Consider the following 14,560-nt stretch of genomic DNA (forward strand, 5'->3'; position numbering starts at 1 on the left):
CACCGTCATGCGCCGTTCGCCCTTCGGCGCACGACGAGGAGGCGGCACAGGTAGAGGCCGCCCAGCACGCCGGTCATGGCGCCCACCGGCAACTCGGTGGCGGGGAGCACGCGCTGGGCGGCGAAGTCGCTCACCGACAGCAGCAGCGCGCCCATGAACGCGGCGGGCACGACCGGTGCGCCGGGGGAGCGGACCAGCCGGCGGCACAGCTGGGGCGCGGCCAGGGCGACGAAGACGATCGGGCCGACCGCGGCGGTCGTGACGGCGGCGAGGGCGGTCGCGGTGACCACCAGCACCAGCCGGGTGCGCCCCACCGGCACGCCGAGGCCGCGGGCCGTGTCCTCGCCCAGCTCCAGCCAGGCCAGCGCCCGGGCGGCGACGACGGTGACCGGGGTGAGGACGGCGAGGGCGGCCGCCAGCGGCGCGACCACGGACCAGCTGACCGAGTTGAGGCTGCCGATCAGCCAGATCTGCGCGTCCTGCGCCTCGTACAGGCTGGCCCGGGTCAGCAGATACGCGGTCAGCGAGGTGAGCATCGCGCTCACGCCGATCCCGACCAGCACGATCCGGTAGCCGACGGCAGGTCCCCGGCCGGCCGCGAGCAGCGCCACCGCGAGCGCGGTGACGAGGCCGCCCGCGAGCGCCGCGCCGGAGGTGGCGTACGCGCCGCCGTGGAAGACCACGATCTGGACGACGGCGCCGGTCGCGGCGCCGCTCGTGAAGCCCACGATGTCGGGGCTGCCGAGCGGATTGCGGGACAGGCTCTGGAAGACCGCGCCGCTCATGCCGAGCGCGGCCCCGGCCAGCAGCGCGCACAGCAGCCGTGGCAGCCGGAGGTTCACCACGATGAAGGTGTCGGCACCGGAGCCGTGGCCGGACAGGCTGGCCAGCACGTCCGGCAGCGGTACCCGGTAGGTGCCGGTGGTCAGGCCGAGCACGCCCACGGCGAGGCAGGCGGCGCCCAGCAGGAGGCACACCAGCGTGGTGCGGGGCCGCCAGCGCAGCGACACCCGGCCGCCGTGCAGCCGCAGCACCCGGCCGCGCGGGACGCTGTGGCCGGCGGCGGAGTCCGGCGGCGGGGCCGTCCGGGAGGGGAGGTTCGGGGAGGTCCGGGTCGTGGTCACAGTTCGGCGATCCGGCGGCGGCGCACGAGGGCGATGAAGACGGGGGCTCCGGCGAAGGCGGTCACGATCCCGGCCTGGACCTCGCCGGGCCGGGCCACGACCCGGCCGAGGATGTCGGAGCAGAGCAGCAGGACCGCGCCCAGGACCATCGCGTACGGCAGCAGCCAGCGGTGGTCCGGTCCGGTGACGGTCCTGGCCAGATGCGGCACGGCCAGGCCGATGAAGGCGATGGGGCCGACCGCGGCGGTGGCGGCGCCGCACAGCAGGGTCACGGCGAGCATCCCGAGCACCCGGGTGCGCCGCACCCGCGTGCCCAGCGAGCGGGCCGTGTCGTCGCCGAGGGCGAGCGCGTTGAGCGGACCGGCGAGGCAGAGGGCGAGCAGCGCGCCGGCCGCGAGGAACGGCAGCACGTCGTCCAGCAGCGACAGCGGCAGCCCGGCCACCGATCCGACGCCCCAGAACCGGAACTGGTCGAAGACGTCGGGCCGCAGCAGGGTCACCACCGAGATCAGCGCCCCGAGCACGGCACTGACCGCGGTGCCGGCGAGGGCCAGCCGCACCGGGCCGGGGCCGCCGCGCCCGCGGGACGCCAGCAGGTGCACCAGCGCGGCGGCGGCGCCCGCGCCGAGGAAGGCGAACCAGACGAAGAACGCCGGATCCGTGCTGCGCCAGAGGGCGATCGCGGCGACGACGGCGGCCGACGCGCCCATGTTGACCCCGAGCAGCCCCGGGTCGGCGAGCGGGTTGCGGGTCAGCGCCTGCATGAGCACGCCGGCCAGTCCGAGCGCGGCGCCGACGGCCACGGCGAGCAGGGTGCGGGGCAGCCGCAGGTCGAGGACGACCGTGCTGTCGACCGAGTCCCGGCCGTGGACGAGCGCGTGCAGGACCTCGCCGGGCGGGATGGCCTTGGCGCCGACGGCGACGCTCGCCACCATGACCAGCGCGAGCAGCGCGCCCGCGGCGAGCAGTCCGAGCAGCCGGGCGGCGAGCGGCCCGGCCCGCCGTCTCTCCCGGGCCGGGGGACCGGCCACCGTGGCGGTGGCGCGGGTGGTGCTGGAGGCCATCGTGCTCCTCGTCGGCGTGCCTGCCGATACGGGGAACGGCGGGGTCGTGAAGGGTCTCAAGGGGTTAGCTTAGGCTTGCCTAAGTACGTTAGGCAGGCGGGGGTGGGCACGACAAGCCGGTCAGTCGCCACCTCGTGTCGCGCATCCGCCACGGCCGGGGACGGACCCGCCCCGGCCCCCGGCTCACCGGCCGGCCGCCGCCTCGCCGCGCAGCCCGGCGAAGTACGCCGCGGGCGTCGCCCCGGTCACCCGCCGGAACGCGGCGACGAAGGCGCTCGGCGTCGCGTAGCCGACCCGCTCGGCCACCCGCCCCACCGGCGTGCCCTCGGCGAGATGTGCGAGGGAGGCCTGCAACCGGGCGTGCACCCGCCACTCGTTGAACGTCATCCCCGTCTCGGCCAGGAACAGCCGCAGCAGGGTGCGGGAACTGGAGCCGACCTCGTGCGCCAGCTCGCCCAGCCCGCGCTGGTCGGCGGGATCGTCCAGGAGCAGCCCGGCGACCTCGCGGGCGCGCGGGTCGGCCGGCAGCGGCAGCTCGAACACGGCGCCGCCCGCGGGCCTGAGCACCTCCAGCAGGACCGCCTCCGCGTGCAGGCGCACCGCGGACGGCAGTTCACCCGCCAGGTAGGCGATCAGATGCCGGGCGAGCGGCGACACGGCCAGCACGGTCGGCACGGTCCAGGCCAGCGGGCACGTCGACGGCTCCAGGTAGACGCCCTGCAGCACGGACGCGCGCAGCGCCCCGGTGGCGTGCCGCAGGCCGCCGGGAATCCACAGCGCCAGATGCGGCGGCAGCACCCAGCAGCGGTCCCCGGTGTCGACCATCACGACACCGCTGCTCGCCCACGCCAGCTGGTGGTCGTCGTGCACATGGTGCTGGAAGGTCTGCCCCCGGACCATCTCGAACCGGGTGAGGTCGATGGTGCCGTCCTGTGTCATGCCCGGTGTTCCGCCTCTGGATCGGTCTCTGTTCCGCTGTCCCGCGCGCCGCGGCGGCCGTCCCCCGGATGGCTGTTGCGCGACATACGCTGGCGCACTGCGGCGTTTACGACAAAAGTAAGGCGACCCTAACGTAGCCGGGTGACCGCATCCGCCCTGGCCGGCCCCTCCGCCACCCCGACCTCCCGCTCCGCACCGCCGCCCGCGGCCCCGGCCGGTTCGCCCCGGACCCTGCTGTGGCGCTCCCTGCGCGCCGGCCGCCGCGACCTGGCGCTCTCCGCACTGCTGTTCAGCACCCACCAGCTGGGCGAGTCACTGGTCCCGGTGATCGTCGGCGCGACGGTCGGGTCGGTGGTCCTGGACGGCGGCCCGGCCCGCCTCGCGCTGTACCTCGCCCTGCTCGCCGCGGACTTCCTGCTGCTCTCCCTGTCGTACCGCTTCGGCGCCCGGGCCGCCGTCCGGGCCCGCCGGCACACCGAGCACCGGGTGCGGATGGCGCTCACCGAACGGGTGCTGCGTCCCGCGGGCGGGATACGGCTGCCGCCCGGCGACCTGCTCAGCCGCGCCTCCGGCGACGCGGAGCGGGTCGGGACCTTCGCCGGGACCCTCACCACCACGGTCGCCGCGGTCGTCGTCCTGCTCGGCTCCACCGCCCTGCTGCTGCGGATCTCCGCCGTGCTCGGGGCGCTCGTCGTCGCCGGCACCGCCGTGCTCCTGCTCGCCCAGAACCGTCTCGCCCGCCTGCTGCGCCGGGCCGGGACCGCCGAACAGGCCCGGCAGGCACGGGCGACCGCGCTCGCCGAGGACCTGGTCCGCGGCCTCCGGGTGGTCCAGGGCATCGGGGCCGAGCACACCGTAGCCGCCGACTACGCCCGGGTCAGCCGCTCCGCCGTGCGCGCGGCCCGCCGCGCGGTGTCCGCCGAGGCCGCCCTGATCGCGGTCGGCACCGTCCTGACCGGGCTGTACCTGGCGGCCGTCGCCGCCGTCGGAGCATGGCTCGCCCTCGACGGCCGGATCGGCCTCGGCCAGCTGATCGCGGTGCTCGGCCTCGCCCGGTTCGTGATCGGCCCGATGCGGACCCTCTCCTCGGCGCACGCCCGGCTCGCCCGCGCACTGGGCTCGGCGGCCCGCGTCCACGAAGTGCTCACCACACCGCCGGCCGTGCCGGACGACGGACGCGCGGAGCCCGCGGCGACGGCCGGCCGGATCGAGTTCCGCGACGTGCTCCTGCCCGACGGGACCCGCGCCGACTGGACCGTGCCCGCCGCCCGCATGACCGGACTCGTGTGCGAGGACCCGGCCACCGCCGACGCCGTCGCGTCCCTGCTGGCCCGCGAGAGCGACCCGGAGACCGGCCGGATCCTGCTGGACGGCACCGCACTGGCCGGTCTGCCGCTGGACCGGCTGCGCGCGGACGTCCTCGTCTGCCACCACGAACCGGTCCTGCTCCCCGGCACCGTCGCGGACAACCTGGGCGCCCTCACCGAGGACGGCCCCGCGGTGTCCGAGGCGGCCAGGGCCTCCTTCAGCGACCAGGTCGTGGACGCGGCCCCGCAGGGCGCCGCCACCCCGGTCGGCGACCGCGGCGAGACCCTCTCCGGCGGCCAGCGCCAGCGGATCGCCCTGGGCCGCGCCCTCGCCGCCCGGCCGCCCGTGCTGGTCCTGCACGACCCCACCACCGCCGTGGACGCGGTCACCGAGGACGCGATAGCCGACCGGGTGCGGCGCTCCAGAGCCGGCCGCACCACGCTCGTCATCACCGCCGCCCCCGCCTGGCTGGCCCGCTGCGACCAGGTCGTCCGCGTCCCCGCCGCCCGGACGGTGACCCGGTGACCGCCCCCGCGACCGCACCGGCGCCGCTCCCCGTCGCCACCGCGCGGCAGACCCGGGCCCGGCTCCGCGAGGCCCTGCACGGCCGCCGGACCGCGCTCGTGACCGCCCTCGCCGCCCTCGTCCTCGACAGCGTGCTGACCCTGGCCCCGCCGGTGGCCATCGGCCGGATCACCCAGGCCGTCGCCGACCACCGCGGACCCGGCGCGCTCACCGGCCCGGTCCTGTTCCTGACCGCCGCCGCGATCGCGGCCGCACTGACCGGATGGGCCGCGACCCTGCTGCTGGCACGCGTCGTCCTCGCCGTGACCGGCCGGCTGCGGGAGGACGCCGTCGCCGCGGCCATGACGCTGCCCGCCGACGTGGTCGAGGCCGCCGGCACCGGCGACCTGGTCTCCCGTGTCTCCGGTGACGTCGACCGGGTCACGGACGCCGCGTCCGGCGCGCTGGGCGACTTTGCCGCGGCGGCACTGGCGATCGTCTCCGCGCTCGCCGGACTGGCCGTCCTGGACTGGCGGTTCGCCGTGGCGGGACTGCTCGCGCTGCCCCTCCAGGCCCACACCCTGCGCTGGTACCTGCGCACCTCCCGGCCGCTGTACGCGGCCGGCCGTACCGCCGACGGCCGCCGTGCCGCGGCGCTCCTCGGCGCCTTCACCGGCCTGCCCACCCTGCGGGCCCTGCGCCTCGGCGCCGGCCGGGAGACCCGGGTGGCCGCGGCCTCCACGGAGGCGACGGCCTACGAGTTCGCGGCCACCCGGGCGGCGACCCGCTTCTACGGCCGCCTCAACGCCGCCGAGTTCACCGGCCTGACCGCGATCCTCGTGGTGGCCTACGCCCTGGTGCGCACCGGCCGCGCCGACCTCGGCGCCGCCACCACGGCCGCCCTGTTCTTCGTCGGCCTGTTCGACCCCGTGAACACCCTGCTGGGCACCTTCGACGGCGTGCAGCAGGCCGCGGCGGGCCTGGCCCGCATCGCCGGAGTCGGCCTCGCCGCCGGCCCCGCACCGGCACCCGCGACCGGCACGCCCGGCGGCGGCCCGCGGACCGGGCTCGCGGTCCGCGACGTCCGCCACCGCTACCACGACGGCCCCGAGGTCCTGCACGGCATCACCCTCGGCCTCGCCCCCGGTGACCGCCTGGCCGTCGTCGGCACGACCGGATCGGGCAAGTCCACCCTGGCCGGCCTGATCGCCGGGACGCGTGCGCCGTACGCGGGACACGTCACGCTCGACGGCGTCCCCACCGCCGGCCTCGCCCGCCCCACGCCCGACGGCCGCCGCCGGATCGCACTGGTGCCCCAGGAACACCACCTCTTCGCCGGGACCGTCGCCGACAACCTCCGCCTGGCCCGCGCGACGGCCTCCGACGACGAATTGAAGGCGGCGCTGACGACCGTCGGCGCCGCCGGCTGGACCGCGGCCCTCCCCGAGGGCCTCGACACGGCCGTCGGCCTCGACGGCATCCACCTGAGTGCCCGTCAGATCCAGCAACTCGCCCTCGCCCGGGTTCTGTTGCTCGACCCCGAAGTGGTCGTACTGGACGAGGCGACGGCCGAGGCGGGCAGCGACGCGGCCCATACCCTCGACCGGGCCGCCCTCGCGGTCACCGAGGGCCGCACCGCGGTCGTGGTCGCGCACCGCCTCTCCCAGGCGGAAGGCTGCGACACGGTCCTGGTCATGGAGGACGGCCGCGCGGCCGAACACGGCAGCCCCGGCGAACTCCGGTCGAGGGACGGCGTCTACGCGCGTCTGTGGGCCTCGTGGGCCAAGGGCCGCGGCTGAGCCCTCCGGCACCGCGGACAGCGTGGCGTGCGGGAGTCCCGCTCCGGCTCCATGCTGGAGACGAGGGGCGGCCAACGAGGGGGGCGCGGCAACGGAGGGAGTGGTGGGGATGCAGGTCGTTGTGGACCTCACGCGCTGCCAGGGCTACGCGCAGTGCGTCTTCCTCGCACCGCAGGTGTTCGAGCTGCACGGCGACGAGGGACTGCTGTACGCCACGGCCGTCCCGGACGACCAGGTGGAGCGGGTGCAGCAGGCCGTGGCCGCGTGCCCGGTGCAGGCGATCCTCCTCGGGGAAGAGGTGAGCGGCGGTGCCCGATGACCTCAAGGACGGCCGGATCGTCATCGTCGGTGCCTCGCTCGCGGGTCTGAGGGCCGCGGAGGCGCTGCGCGACGAGGGCTTCACCGGTTCGCTGACCGTGGTCGGCGACGAGGCCCGTCCGCCCTACGACCGGCCGCCGCTGTCCAAGCAGGTGCTGCTCGGACAGGCGACCGCGGACACCACCGGACTGCCGATGCGTCGCGATCCGGACGCCGACTGGCGGCTCGGGGTACCCGCCACGGGCCTGGACCCGCTCGCGAGACAGGTGCTCCTCGCGGACGGCGACTCCCTGCCGTACGACCGGCTGCTGATCGCCACCGGCACCCGCGCACGCCCCTGGCCCCATGCCGACCAAGGCGCCCTGGACGGCGTGTTCACGCTGCGCACCAGCGAGGACGCCGCGGGACTCGCCGAGCGGCTGGCCGCCGGACCCGAACGGGTCCTGGTCATCGGCGGCGGCTTCACCGGCTCGGAGATCGCCTCCGCCTGCCGCGAACGCGGCCTCGCCGTCACCGTCGCCGAACGCGGCCCCGCGCCGCTGGTCGGCGCCCTCGGCGGCACCCTGTCGAAACTCGCGGCCGTCATGCACCGCAACCACGGCGTCGACCTGCGCACCGGCGTGACGGTCAGCGCCCTGCTCGGCGACGGCGACGGCGCCTTCGTCGGCGCGGAGCTGTCCGACGGCAGCCGCGTCGACGCCGACGTGTGCGTCGTGGCGCTCGGCGCCGTCCGCAACGTCGAGTGGCTGGCCGACTCCGGACTGGCCGCGGGCCCGCGCGGCGTGGCCTGCGACGCCGGCTGCCGCGCCTTCACCATGTACGGGATCGTCACCGACGACGTGTTCGTGGCCGGTGACGTCTCGCGCTTCCCCCACCCGCTCTTCGGCTACCAGCTGCTCTCCCTGGAACACTGGGGCAACGCGGTCGAACAGGCCGCGGTCGCGGCCCACAACATGGTCAGCCCGGGCCCGCTGCGCCGCCCCCACCTCGCCATCCCGACGTTCTGGTCGACCCAGTTCGGGCTCAACATCAAGTCGGTGGGCGTGCCGACCTACTCCGACCACGTGGTCATCGCCCAGGGATCGCTGGAGGCGCGCCGCCTGGTCATGGTCTACGGCTTCCAGGGGCGGGTCACCGCCGCGGTCACCGTCGACATGGCCAAGTCCCTCGACTACTACCGGCACATGATCGAGACGGCCGCCCCGTTCCCGCCCCCGCCCGGCGCGGCGGACCGGGCGCTCGCCGCCGACGTCCCGGTCCCCTCCGACGTCCCGGATCCCTCCGTGCTCTCCCACGGCCCCACCGTGGCGCTCACCGGCTACCTCCCCGACCGCCGGCTGGCCGTGGTGCAGCCGACGCACTGACCCGAGCCCGGCCACGACTCCCACCCCGAGGAGCCACCATGGACTCCGAGACGCTTCTGGCCCGGATCACCGACTACGCCAGCCGCCCCGACCCCTACCCGCTCTACACGGAACTGCGGGAGACCGGCCCCGCGGTACGCCAGGCGGACGGCAGCCACCTCGTCGGCGGCTACCACGACATCGCCGCCCTGCTCCACGACCCGCGGATGAGCGCCGATCCGCGCACCCGCGGCCAGGAGACCCGCAAGCCGCCCTTCCTGCGGCTCGACGACCCCGAACACCACCGGCTGCGCACCCTGGCCATGCGGCCCTTCGGACCGCCGCACAGCCCCGGTCACGTCGACGCCATGCGCGACGAGGTCGCCCGCATCACCGCGGAACTGCTGGCGCCCCTGGAGGCCGGCGGCCGGATCGACCTCGTCGACGACTTCGCCTATCCGCTGCCCGTCACGGTGATCTGCCGCCTGCTCGGCGTGCCGCGCGAGGACGAGCCGCTCTTCCGGGCCTGGTCCGACACCCTGGTCGCGTCCGCCGACCTCACCCCCGAGGACGCCGGTTCCGCAGCCAAGCACGAGGCGGGCGAGCAGGCACGGGCCGAGCTGGGCGGCTACCTCGTGAACCTCGCCGAACAGCGCCGCGGCCACCCGGGCGGCGACCTGCTCTCCGCCTTCGTCAACGAACCCGACCCGGCCCTGCGGCTGACCCAGGAGGAACTCGCCGAGACCGCCGTCCTGTTGCTCATCGCGGGCCACGAGACGACGGTCAACCTCATCACCAACGGCGTGCTCACGTTCCTGCGCGAACCCGAGCACCTGGACCTGCTCCGCCGCGAACCCGGCCTGATGCCGCGGACGGTCGAGGAACTCCTGCGCTACGAACCCCCGGTCCACATGCGCGAACGCATCCCGCTCACCGACATCGCCGTCGGCGGCACCACCCTTCCCCGGGGCACCCCGGTCATCCTCGCGCTCGCCTCGGGCAACCGCGACCCGCGGCGGTTCGAGGACCCCGACCGGTTCGACCCCACCCGCCCGGACAACGAACACCTCGGCTTCGGGAACGGCATCCACCTCTGCTACGGCGGACCACTGGCCCGCATCGAGGCCCAGACCGCGCTGAGCGCCCTGCTTCCGCTGCTCGGCACCGCGAGCCTGGTCCAGGACCCGCCGCCGTACCGCCAGAACGCCATGCTCCGCGGCCCCCGCCACCTACTCCTCCAGCTGTGATTCGCCGCCCGTGGTGGCGAACCGCCTGCGGTAGTGCGTAGGGGTGGTGCCCAGATGGCGGGCGAAGACCCGGCGCAGGGTCTCGTCGGTGCCCAGCCCGCTGCGGTGCGCCGCCGAGGTGACGCTGTGGCCCTCCAGGAGCAGTTGACGGGCACGGTCCAGCCGGACCCGCTCGACCCAGCGGGCGGGCGTGGTGTCCAGTTCGGCGCGGAACAGCCGGGCGAGGTGGCGCGGGCTGACGGCGGCCGAAGCGGCCAGCGACGGCAGGCTGTGGTCGGCGGTCGGATCCGCGAGCACGGAGGCGATCAGGCCGCGCAGGAGGCCGCTACGGGCCGGCGGGGTGGTGAGCGCCGTGGAGAACTGCGACTGCCCGCCCGGCCGTTGCATGAAGACGACCAGTTCGCGGGCGATGTCCCGGGCCACCCCCGCGCCGTGGTCCTCCTCCACCAGGGCCAGCGTGAGATCGATGCCCGCGCTGATCCCCGCCGAGGTGAGGTAGCGGCCGTCGCGGACGTGGATGGCGTCCGGCTCGACCCGCACCCGCGGACAGCGGCGGGCGAACGCGGCCGCATGCCGCCAGTGGGTCGTCGCACGGCGCCCGTCGAGCAGACCCAGCTCACCGAGCACGAACGCGCCGGTGCACACCGAGGCGACCCGGCGCGCCGGCCCCGCCAGCGCACGGACCGAGGCCAGCAGCTCCTCCTCGACGGGCCGCTCGGCCAGCCGGTCGCCGCCCGCGACCAGGACCGTGTCGAACGGGCCCGCGTCGGCCGCCGGGACGGTGCCCGAGAGCGCCGGCCCGGCGGAGCTGGTGACCGTTCCGCCGGCGGGCGACACCAGCACCAGCTCGTAGGGGCCGGCGAGGCGGCCCGCCTGGTGCAGCACCTCCGAGGGGCCGCTGACGTCGAGCAGGGTGACGCCCTCGAAGACCACGAGGCCCACACGATGTGCCATGTCCGAATCCGTGGTTTTCCCGGCAGCAGAGACATGGCCCAGCCTACGTCGCCCCGGCGACCCTAGACGCATCCACCCCATCCCGCACGGAGGCAGAGGACGATGAGCGAAGAGATCGCAGGCGTACGGATCCCGGACACCGCGCTGGTGCGGGAGGCCACCGAGCTGGTCCGCGACGCCGCCACACCCCTGGTGTTCGACCACTCCCGGCGGGTCTTCCTGTGGGGCTCGCTGCGCGGCACGGCCCTCGGGCTGTCCTACGACCCCGAGCTGCTGTACGTCGGGGCGATGTTCCACGACCTCGGGCTCACCAAGAGCCTGCGCCGCACCGACCAGCGCTTCGAGATCGACGGCGCCGACGAGGCCCGCCGCTTCCTGCACGGCCACGGCATCACCGGCGAGCCCGCCGACCGGGTCTGGACCGCCATCGCCCTGCACACCACACCGGAGATCCCGCTCCACATGGCACCCGAGATCGCCCTGGTCACCCGCGGGGTCGAACTCGACGTCCTCGGCATCGGCTACCACGCGGTAAGCGACGAGCAGCGCACGGCGGTCGTCGCCGCCCATCCCCGCCCGGACTTCAAGAACCAGATCCTCGCCGCCTTCACCGAAGGCATCCAGGACCGCCCCGACACCACCTTCGGCAACGTCAAGGCCGACGTCCTGGCCCACTACGTCCCCGGTTTCCGCCGCGGCGACTTCGTCGAGGTCATCAAGGGCTCCGCCTGGCCCGAGTGACCGGGACCCCGGGCGGACCCCGGCCGCCGGGCGGGGCTACGTTGGCGGGTGATCGACCGATGCCAACGGGTTCGTGGGAAGGAACACCGACGGTGCCTCAGCAAGCTCTGCTCGTCATGGACGTCCAGCAGGCCGTCACCGACCGGTTCGCCGTGGACGACTACCTGCCCCGCCTCGCCGGGGCGGTCGACGCGGCCCGCGCGAGCGGGATCCCGGTGATCTACGTGGTCGTCGGCTTCCGCCCCGGATACCCGGAGATCAGCCCCCGCAACAAGACGTTCGCCGCCGTGGCGGACCGTGCGGCCTCCCTGGCGGGCGACGGCCCGACCACGCGGGTGCACCCCGGCGTGGCGCCCGCACCGGGCGAGACCGTCGTGACCAAGCGGCGGGTCAGCGCCTTCGCCGGCAGCGACCTGGACGTCGTGCTGCGGGCCGGCGGGATCGACCACCTCGTCCTCACCGGCATCGCCACCAGCGGCGTCGTGCTGTCCACCCTGCGCCAGGCCGCCGACCTCGACTTCGAACTGACCGTCCTGTCCGACGCCTGCCTGGACTCCGACCCGGAGGTGCACCGGGTCCTCACCGAGAAGGTGTTCCCCAAGCAGGCCGAGGTCACGACCGTGGACGCCTGGGCGGCCGCGCTCTGACGGCCACCGGGTCCGGCGGCGCCGTCAGCGCGCCGCCGGGTGCGGCAGGTCCTGCGCCTCCAGGCTGATCAGCTCCTCCGACGTCGGGGCGGACAGCTCCGCGACCCGCTGCGCCTGGCGCTCGGTCATCTCCTGGAATATCTGGCGGGCCGAGCGGCCGTTGCCGAAGCCCTCGCCGCGGGGCATCGACTCGAACAGGCCGAGCAGCTCGGTGCGGGCGGTGGGCGTCAGCTCGTAGCGGTGCTGACCGGCCTGGAACTCCACGATCGAGACCAGCTCGGCGGACTCGTAGTCCTCGAAGAGCAGCGTGCGGCCGAAACGCGAGGCCAGACCCGGGTTGGAGCCGATGAAGCGGTGCATGTCACCGGGGTAGCCCGCGGCGATCACCACGACGTCGTCGCGGTGGTCCTCCATCAGCTTCACCAGGGTCGCCACGGCCTCGGTGCCGAAGTCGTTGCCCGCCAGCGCCGGCGCCAGCGAGTAGGCCTCGTCGATGAAGAGCACCCCGCCGAGCGCCCGGTTGAAGGCGGCGGTGGTCTTCGGACCGGTGTGGCCGACGTACTCGCCCACCAGCGCGGTCCGGTCGACCTCGATCAGGTGGCCCCGGCGCAGCAGACCGAGGGCCTTCAGGAGCCGGCCGTACAGACGCGCCACCGTGGTCTTGCCGGTGCCCGGGTTGCCGGCGAACACCAGGTGCCGGCTGAGCGGCGGGGCCGGCAGCCCGGCCTCCTCGCGGCGCCGGACCGTCTGCATGAGCTTGACCAGCGACCCGACGTCCTGCTTCACGCGGTCCAGACCGACCAGCTCGTGGAGTTCGCCGAGCAGGTCCTCCAGGTTCTCCTCCTCCGGCTCCTCCGTGTCGTCCCCGCCCGTCTTCGCGGTCTTCGCGGCGGGCGCCGTGCCGGAGGTGCCGTTCGCCGCGGCCGCGGCCGGGGCGCCGAAGGTCAGCGGGGCACCGTCGGCCGTGCAGTCCTCCAGGACCGGCTTGGCGCCCTCGTCGGTGCCCAGCGCCTCCGCGCAGTCACGGACCCGGCAGTGCCGGAACACCGGGTCGGCCCCGGCGGCGACGTGCAGCGCAGGGAAGCCGGCCCGGCTGACGTCGAGCCCGGTGAACGTGCCGCCCGCGCCCTCCGCCAGGAACACGCCGTTCTTGCCCGGCCGGTCGATGTGCAGCCCGGTCATCTCCGGTCTGGCCCCGGTCCACACGACGGCGCCGGACCCCGCGCAGTTCTCGACCCAGCCCCCGGTCACCGTCGCCTCGGCGCCCTCGTCGACCACCAGCCCGGCCGCTCCGGCGCCGCTGATCCGGATCCCGGCGAGCGAGGCGGCGGCTCCCTTGGCGACCTGCACGCCGATCTCCTTCGTACCGGTCACCGTGGAGTCGGCGACCGTGCTCCCGGTGGGCGAGCCGATGCCGATGCCCGCGGCGGACCCGGCGACCCGGCAGCCGGTGAGCGTGGCCACCGCCCGCTCCAGGATGCTCACGCCGGTCATCGCGACGTCGACGATCCCGCAGTCGGTCAGCTCGATCCGGGCCTCACCGGTGGCGTGCACCCCGTGCTCCGCACCGCCGCGCACCCGGCAGTCGGCGAGCCGTCCCACGGCCGTACCGGCGAGGTGGACCGCGCTGAAGGTGCTGCGGTCGATCCGGCAGTCGGCCAGCTCGGCCTCGCCCGCGCCCGTCACCAGCAGCCCGTTCGCGCCCGCGTCGGCCACCGAGCAGCCGGACGCGCTGAGCCGCGCGGTCTCCTGCACCACCAGACCGCTGGCGGCCGCGCCGCGGATCTTGCAGTCGGTCAGCTCCGCACGCGCCGACCCCGTCAGGTGCACCCCCGCCGCTCCGGGCGTCTCGATGCGCGACTCCCCGGCGGTGGCCTCGGTGGCGTCCTCCAGGAGCAGCCCCGCCCGGCCGCTGCCGGCCAGCACCGAGTCGGTCAGCCGCAGCCGGGACCGGCCGCGCAGCCGCACCCCGGACCCGGTGGTGCGTTCCAGCCGCAGCCGTACGGCGTCCAGGCTCGCGGTGCCGGACAGCACCACACCGGTGCCGTCGACCCCGGTGACCGCGGTGTCCTCGACCCGGGCCCGGACACTCCCGGCCAGGTGCAGACCGGCCAGCCGGGCCCCTTCCAGACGGCAGCGGCGCAGCACGAGCGCCGTCGTACCGCCCTCCTCGTCCTCCGGGCCCTTCGCCTGCACCCGGCCGCCCTCCACCGAGCACTCCTCCAGGACCAGACCGGCCCCGGGCGACACGCTCACCGCGGGCAGCCCCGCGTCGGACCCCCACACGGTGATGTTGTGCAGGGCGCAGTCCGGGCCGGCCACCGTCACCGCGGGCGCCTCACCGGGCGGCGGCGCGATCACCACGCTGCCCCGGCCGTGCTCCGCCGTGAGCACGACAGCACGGTCCAGGACCAGGTTCTCGGTCCAGGTGCCCGGCGCGATCACCACCAGGTCGCCGGGCGAGGCGGCGCGTATCGCCTCGCCGATGGTCCGGTACGCGCCCCGGCCGCCCTGACCCTTGGGCGCCACGGTGTGACGGGTGGTCATCTACGTTTCCTCAGTGTCCTCGGTG

General features: G+C 75.4%; 12 protein-coding genes. 7 read left to right on the forward strand and 5 right to left on the reverse strand.

The features are described from left to right. Positions 1–5: 5 nt before the first annotated feature. The 3 genes from ACIQOE_RS34915 to ACIQOE_RS34925 form a co-directional block, all read right to left on the reverse strand. Positions 6–1,124, reverse strand: a complete 1,119-nt coding sequence (locus ACIQOE_RS34915; protein ID WP_401415780.1) for a FecCD family ABC transporter permease — start codon at positions 1,122–1,124, stop codon at positions 6–8. Next, positions 1,121–2,188, reverse strand: coding sequence for a FecCD family ABC transporter permease (locus ACIQOE_RS34920; protein ID WP_401415783.1), 1,068 nt, complete (start codon positions 2,186–2,188; stop codon positions 1,121–1,123). The genes ACIQOE_RS34915 and ACIQOE_RS34920 overlap by 4 nt, the downstream gene beginning before the upstream one ends. A 183-nt stretch (positions 2,189–2,371) precedes the next feature. Beyond that, complete coding sequence (locus ACIQOE_RS34925) at positions 2,372–3,127, reverse strand: helix-turn-helix transcriptional regulator (RefSeq protein ID WP_351323693.1); 756 nt, start codon at positions 3,125–3,127, stop codon at positions 2,372–2,374. Positions 3,128–3,268: 141 nt separating this feature from the next. Here ACIQOE_RS34925 and ACIQOE_RS34930 point away from each other — a divergent pair, with 141 nt between their 5' ends. The 5 genes from ACIQOE_RS34930 (at position 3,269) to ACIQOE_RS34950 (ending at position 9,646) form a co-directional block, all read left to right on the forward strand. Beyond that, the gene (locus ACIQOE_RS34930; protein ID WP_401415785.1) at positions 3,269–4,960 is read left to right on the forward strand and encodes an ABC transporter ATP-binding protein; all 1,692 of its coding nucleotides are present in this window, start codon (positions 3,269–3,271) and stop codon (positions 4,958–4,960) included. Next, positions 4,957–6,738, forward strand: coding sequence for an ABC transporter ATP-binding protein (locus ACIQOE_RS34935; RefSeq protein ID WP_401415787.1), 1,782 nt, complete (start codon positions 4,957–4,959; stop codon positions 6,736–6,738). The genes ACIQOE_RS34930 and ACIQOE_RS34935 overlap by 4 nt, the downstream gene beginning before the upstream one ends. Before the next feature lie 109 nt (positions 6,739–6,847). Then, a complete protein-coding gene (locus tag ACIQOE_RS34940; protein ID WP_365558471.1) occupies positions 6,848–7,057 on the forward strand; it encodes a ferredoxin in 210 nt (69 codons plus the stop codon). Next, on the forward strand, positions 7,047–8,420 hold the full coding sequence (locus ACIQOE_RS34945; protein ID WP_365576284.1) for an FAD-dependent oxidoreductase: 1,374 nt from the start codon (positions 7,047–7,049) through the stop codon (positions 8,418–8,420). Before ACIQOE_RS34940 ends, ACIQOE_RS34945 begins: the two co-directional genes overlap by 11 nt. A gap of 38 nt (positions 8,421–8,458) precedes the next feature. Then, positions 8,459–9,646, forward strand: coding sequence for a cytochrome P450 (locus ACIQOE_RS34950; protein WP_365558466.1), 1,188 nt, complete (start codon positions 8,459–8,461; stop codon positions 9,644–9,646). On the opposite strand, the gene ACIQOE_RS34955 is transcribed toward ACIQOE_RS34950, so the two are convergent. Continuing rightward, a complete protein-coding gene (locus ACIQOE_RS34955) occupies positions 9,629–10,600 on the reverse strand; it encodes a GlxA family transcriptional regulator (RefSeq protein WP_401415791.1) in 972 nt (323 codons plus the stop codon). The genes ACIQOE_RS34950 and ACIQOE_RS34955 overlap by 18 nt on opposite strands. A 102-nt stretch (positions 10,601–10,702) precedes the next feature. Between ACIQOE_RS34955 and ACIQOE_RS34960 the strand changes: the two genes are divergently transcribed. Further along, entirely contained in the window at positions 10,703–11,341 is a 639-nt protein-coding gene (locus ACIQOE_RS34960) for an HD domain-containing protein (protein ID WP_365558461.1), read from the forward strand. Positions 11,342–11,433: 92 nt separating this feature from the next. After that, positions 11,434–11,988 (forward strand): isochorismatase family cysteine hydrolase, encoded by a 555-nt coding sequence (locus ACIQOE_RS34965; protein WP_365576278.1) that lies wholly within the window; start codon positions 11,434–11,436, stop codon positions 11,986–11,988. Between the two features lie 24 nt (positions 11,989–12,012). On the opposite strand, the gene ACIQOE_RS34970 is transcribed toward ACIQOE_RS34965, so the two are convergent. After that, the gene (locus ACIQOE_RS34970) at positions 12,013–14,535 is read right to left on the reverse strand and encodes a right-handed parallel beta-helix repeat-containing protein (RefSeq protein ID WP_401415794.1); all 2,523 of its coding nucleotides are present in this window, start codon (positions 14,533–14,535) and stop codon (positions 12,013–12,015) included. Positions 14,536–14,560: the final 25 nt, after the last annotated feature.

It is taken from the genome of Streptomyces sp. NPDC091282 (genome assembly GCF_044757385.1).
Lineage (GTDB): Bacteria > Actinomycetota > Actinomycetes > Streptomycetales > Streptomycetaceae > Streptomyces > Streptomyces gramineus.

Bases quoted from the DNA above. Each gene is read 5' to 3' on its own strand.
- ACIQOE_RS34960 (WP_365558461.1), top strand. From the start codon at position 10,703: ATGAGCGAAGAGATCGCAGGCGTACGGATCCCGGACACCGCGCTGGTG.
- ACIQOE_RS34950 (WP_365558466.1), top strand. From the start codon at position 8,459: ATGGACTCCGAGACGCTTCTGGCCCGGATCACCGACTACGCCAGCCGC.
- ACIQOE_RS34940 (WP_365558471.1), top strand. From the start codon at position 6,848: ATGCAGGTCGTTGTGGACCTCACGCGCTGCCAGGGCTACGCGCAGTGC.
- ACIQOE_RS34920 (WP_401415783.1), bottom strand. From the start codon at position 2,188: ATGGCCTCCAGCACCACCCGCGCCACCGCCACGGTGGCCGGTCCCCCG.
- ACIQOE_RS34955 (WP_401415791.1), bottom strand. From the start codon at position 10,600: ATGGCACATCGTGTGGGCCTCGTGGTCTTCGAGGGCGTCACCCTGCTC.
- ACIQOE_RS34970 (WP_401415794.1), bottom strand. From the start codon at position 14,535: ATGACCACCCGTCACACCGTGGCGCCCAAGGGTCAGGGCGGCCGGGGC.
- ACIQOE_RS34925 (WP_351323693.1), bottom strand. From the start codon at position 3,127: ATGACACAGGACGGCACCATCGACCTCACCCGGTTCGAGATGGTCCGG.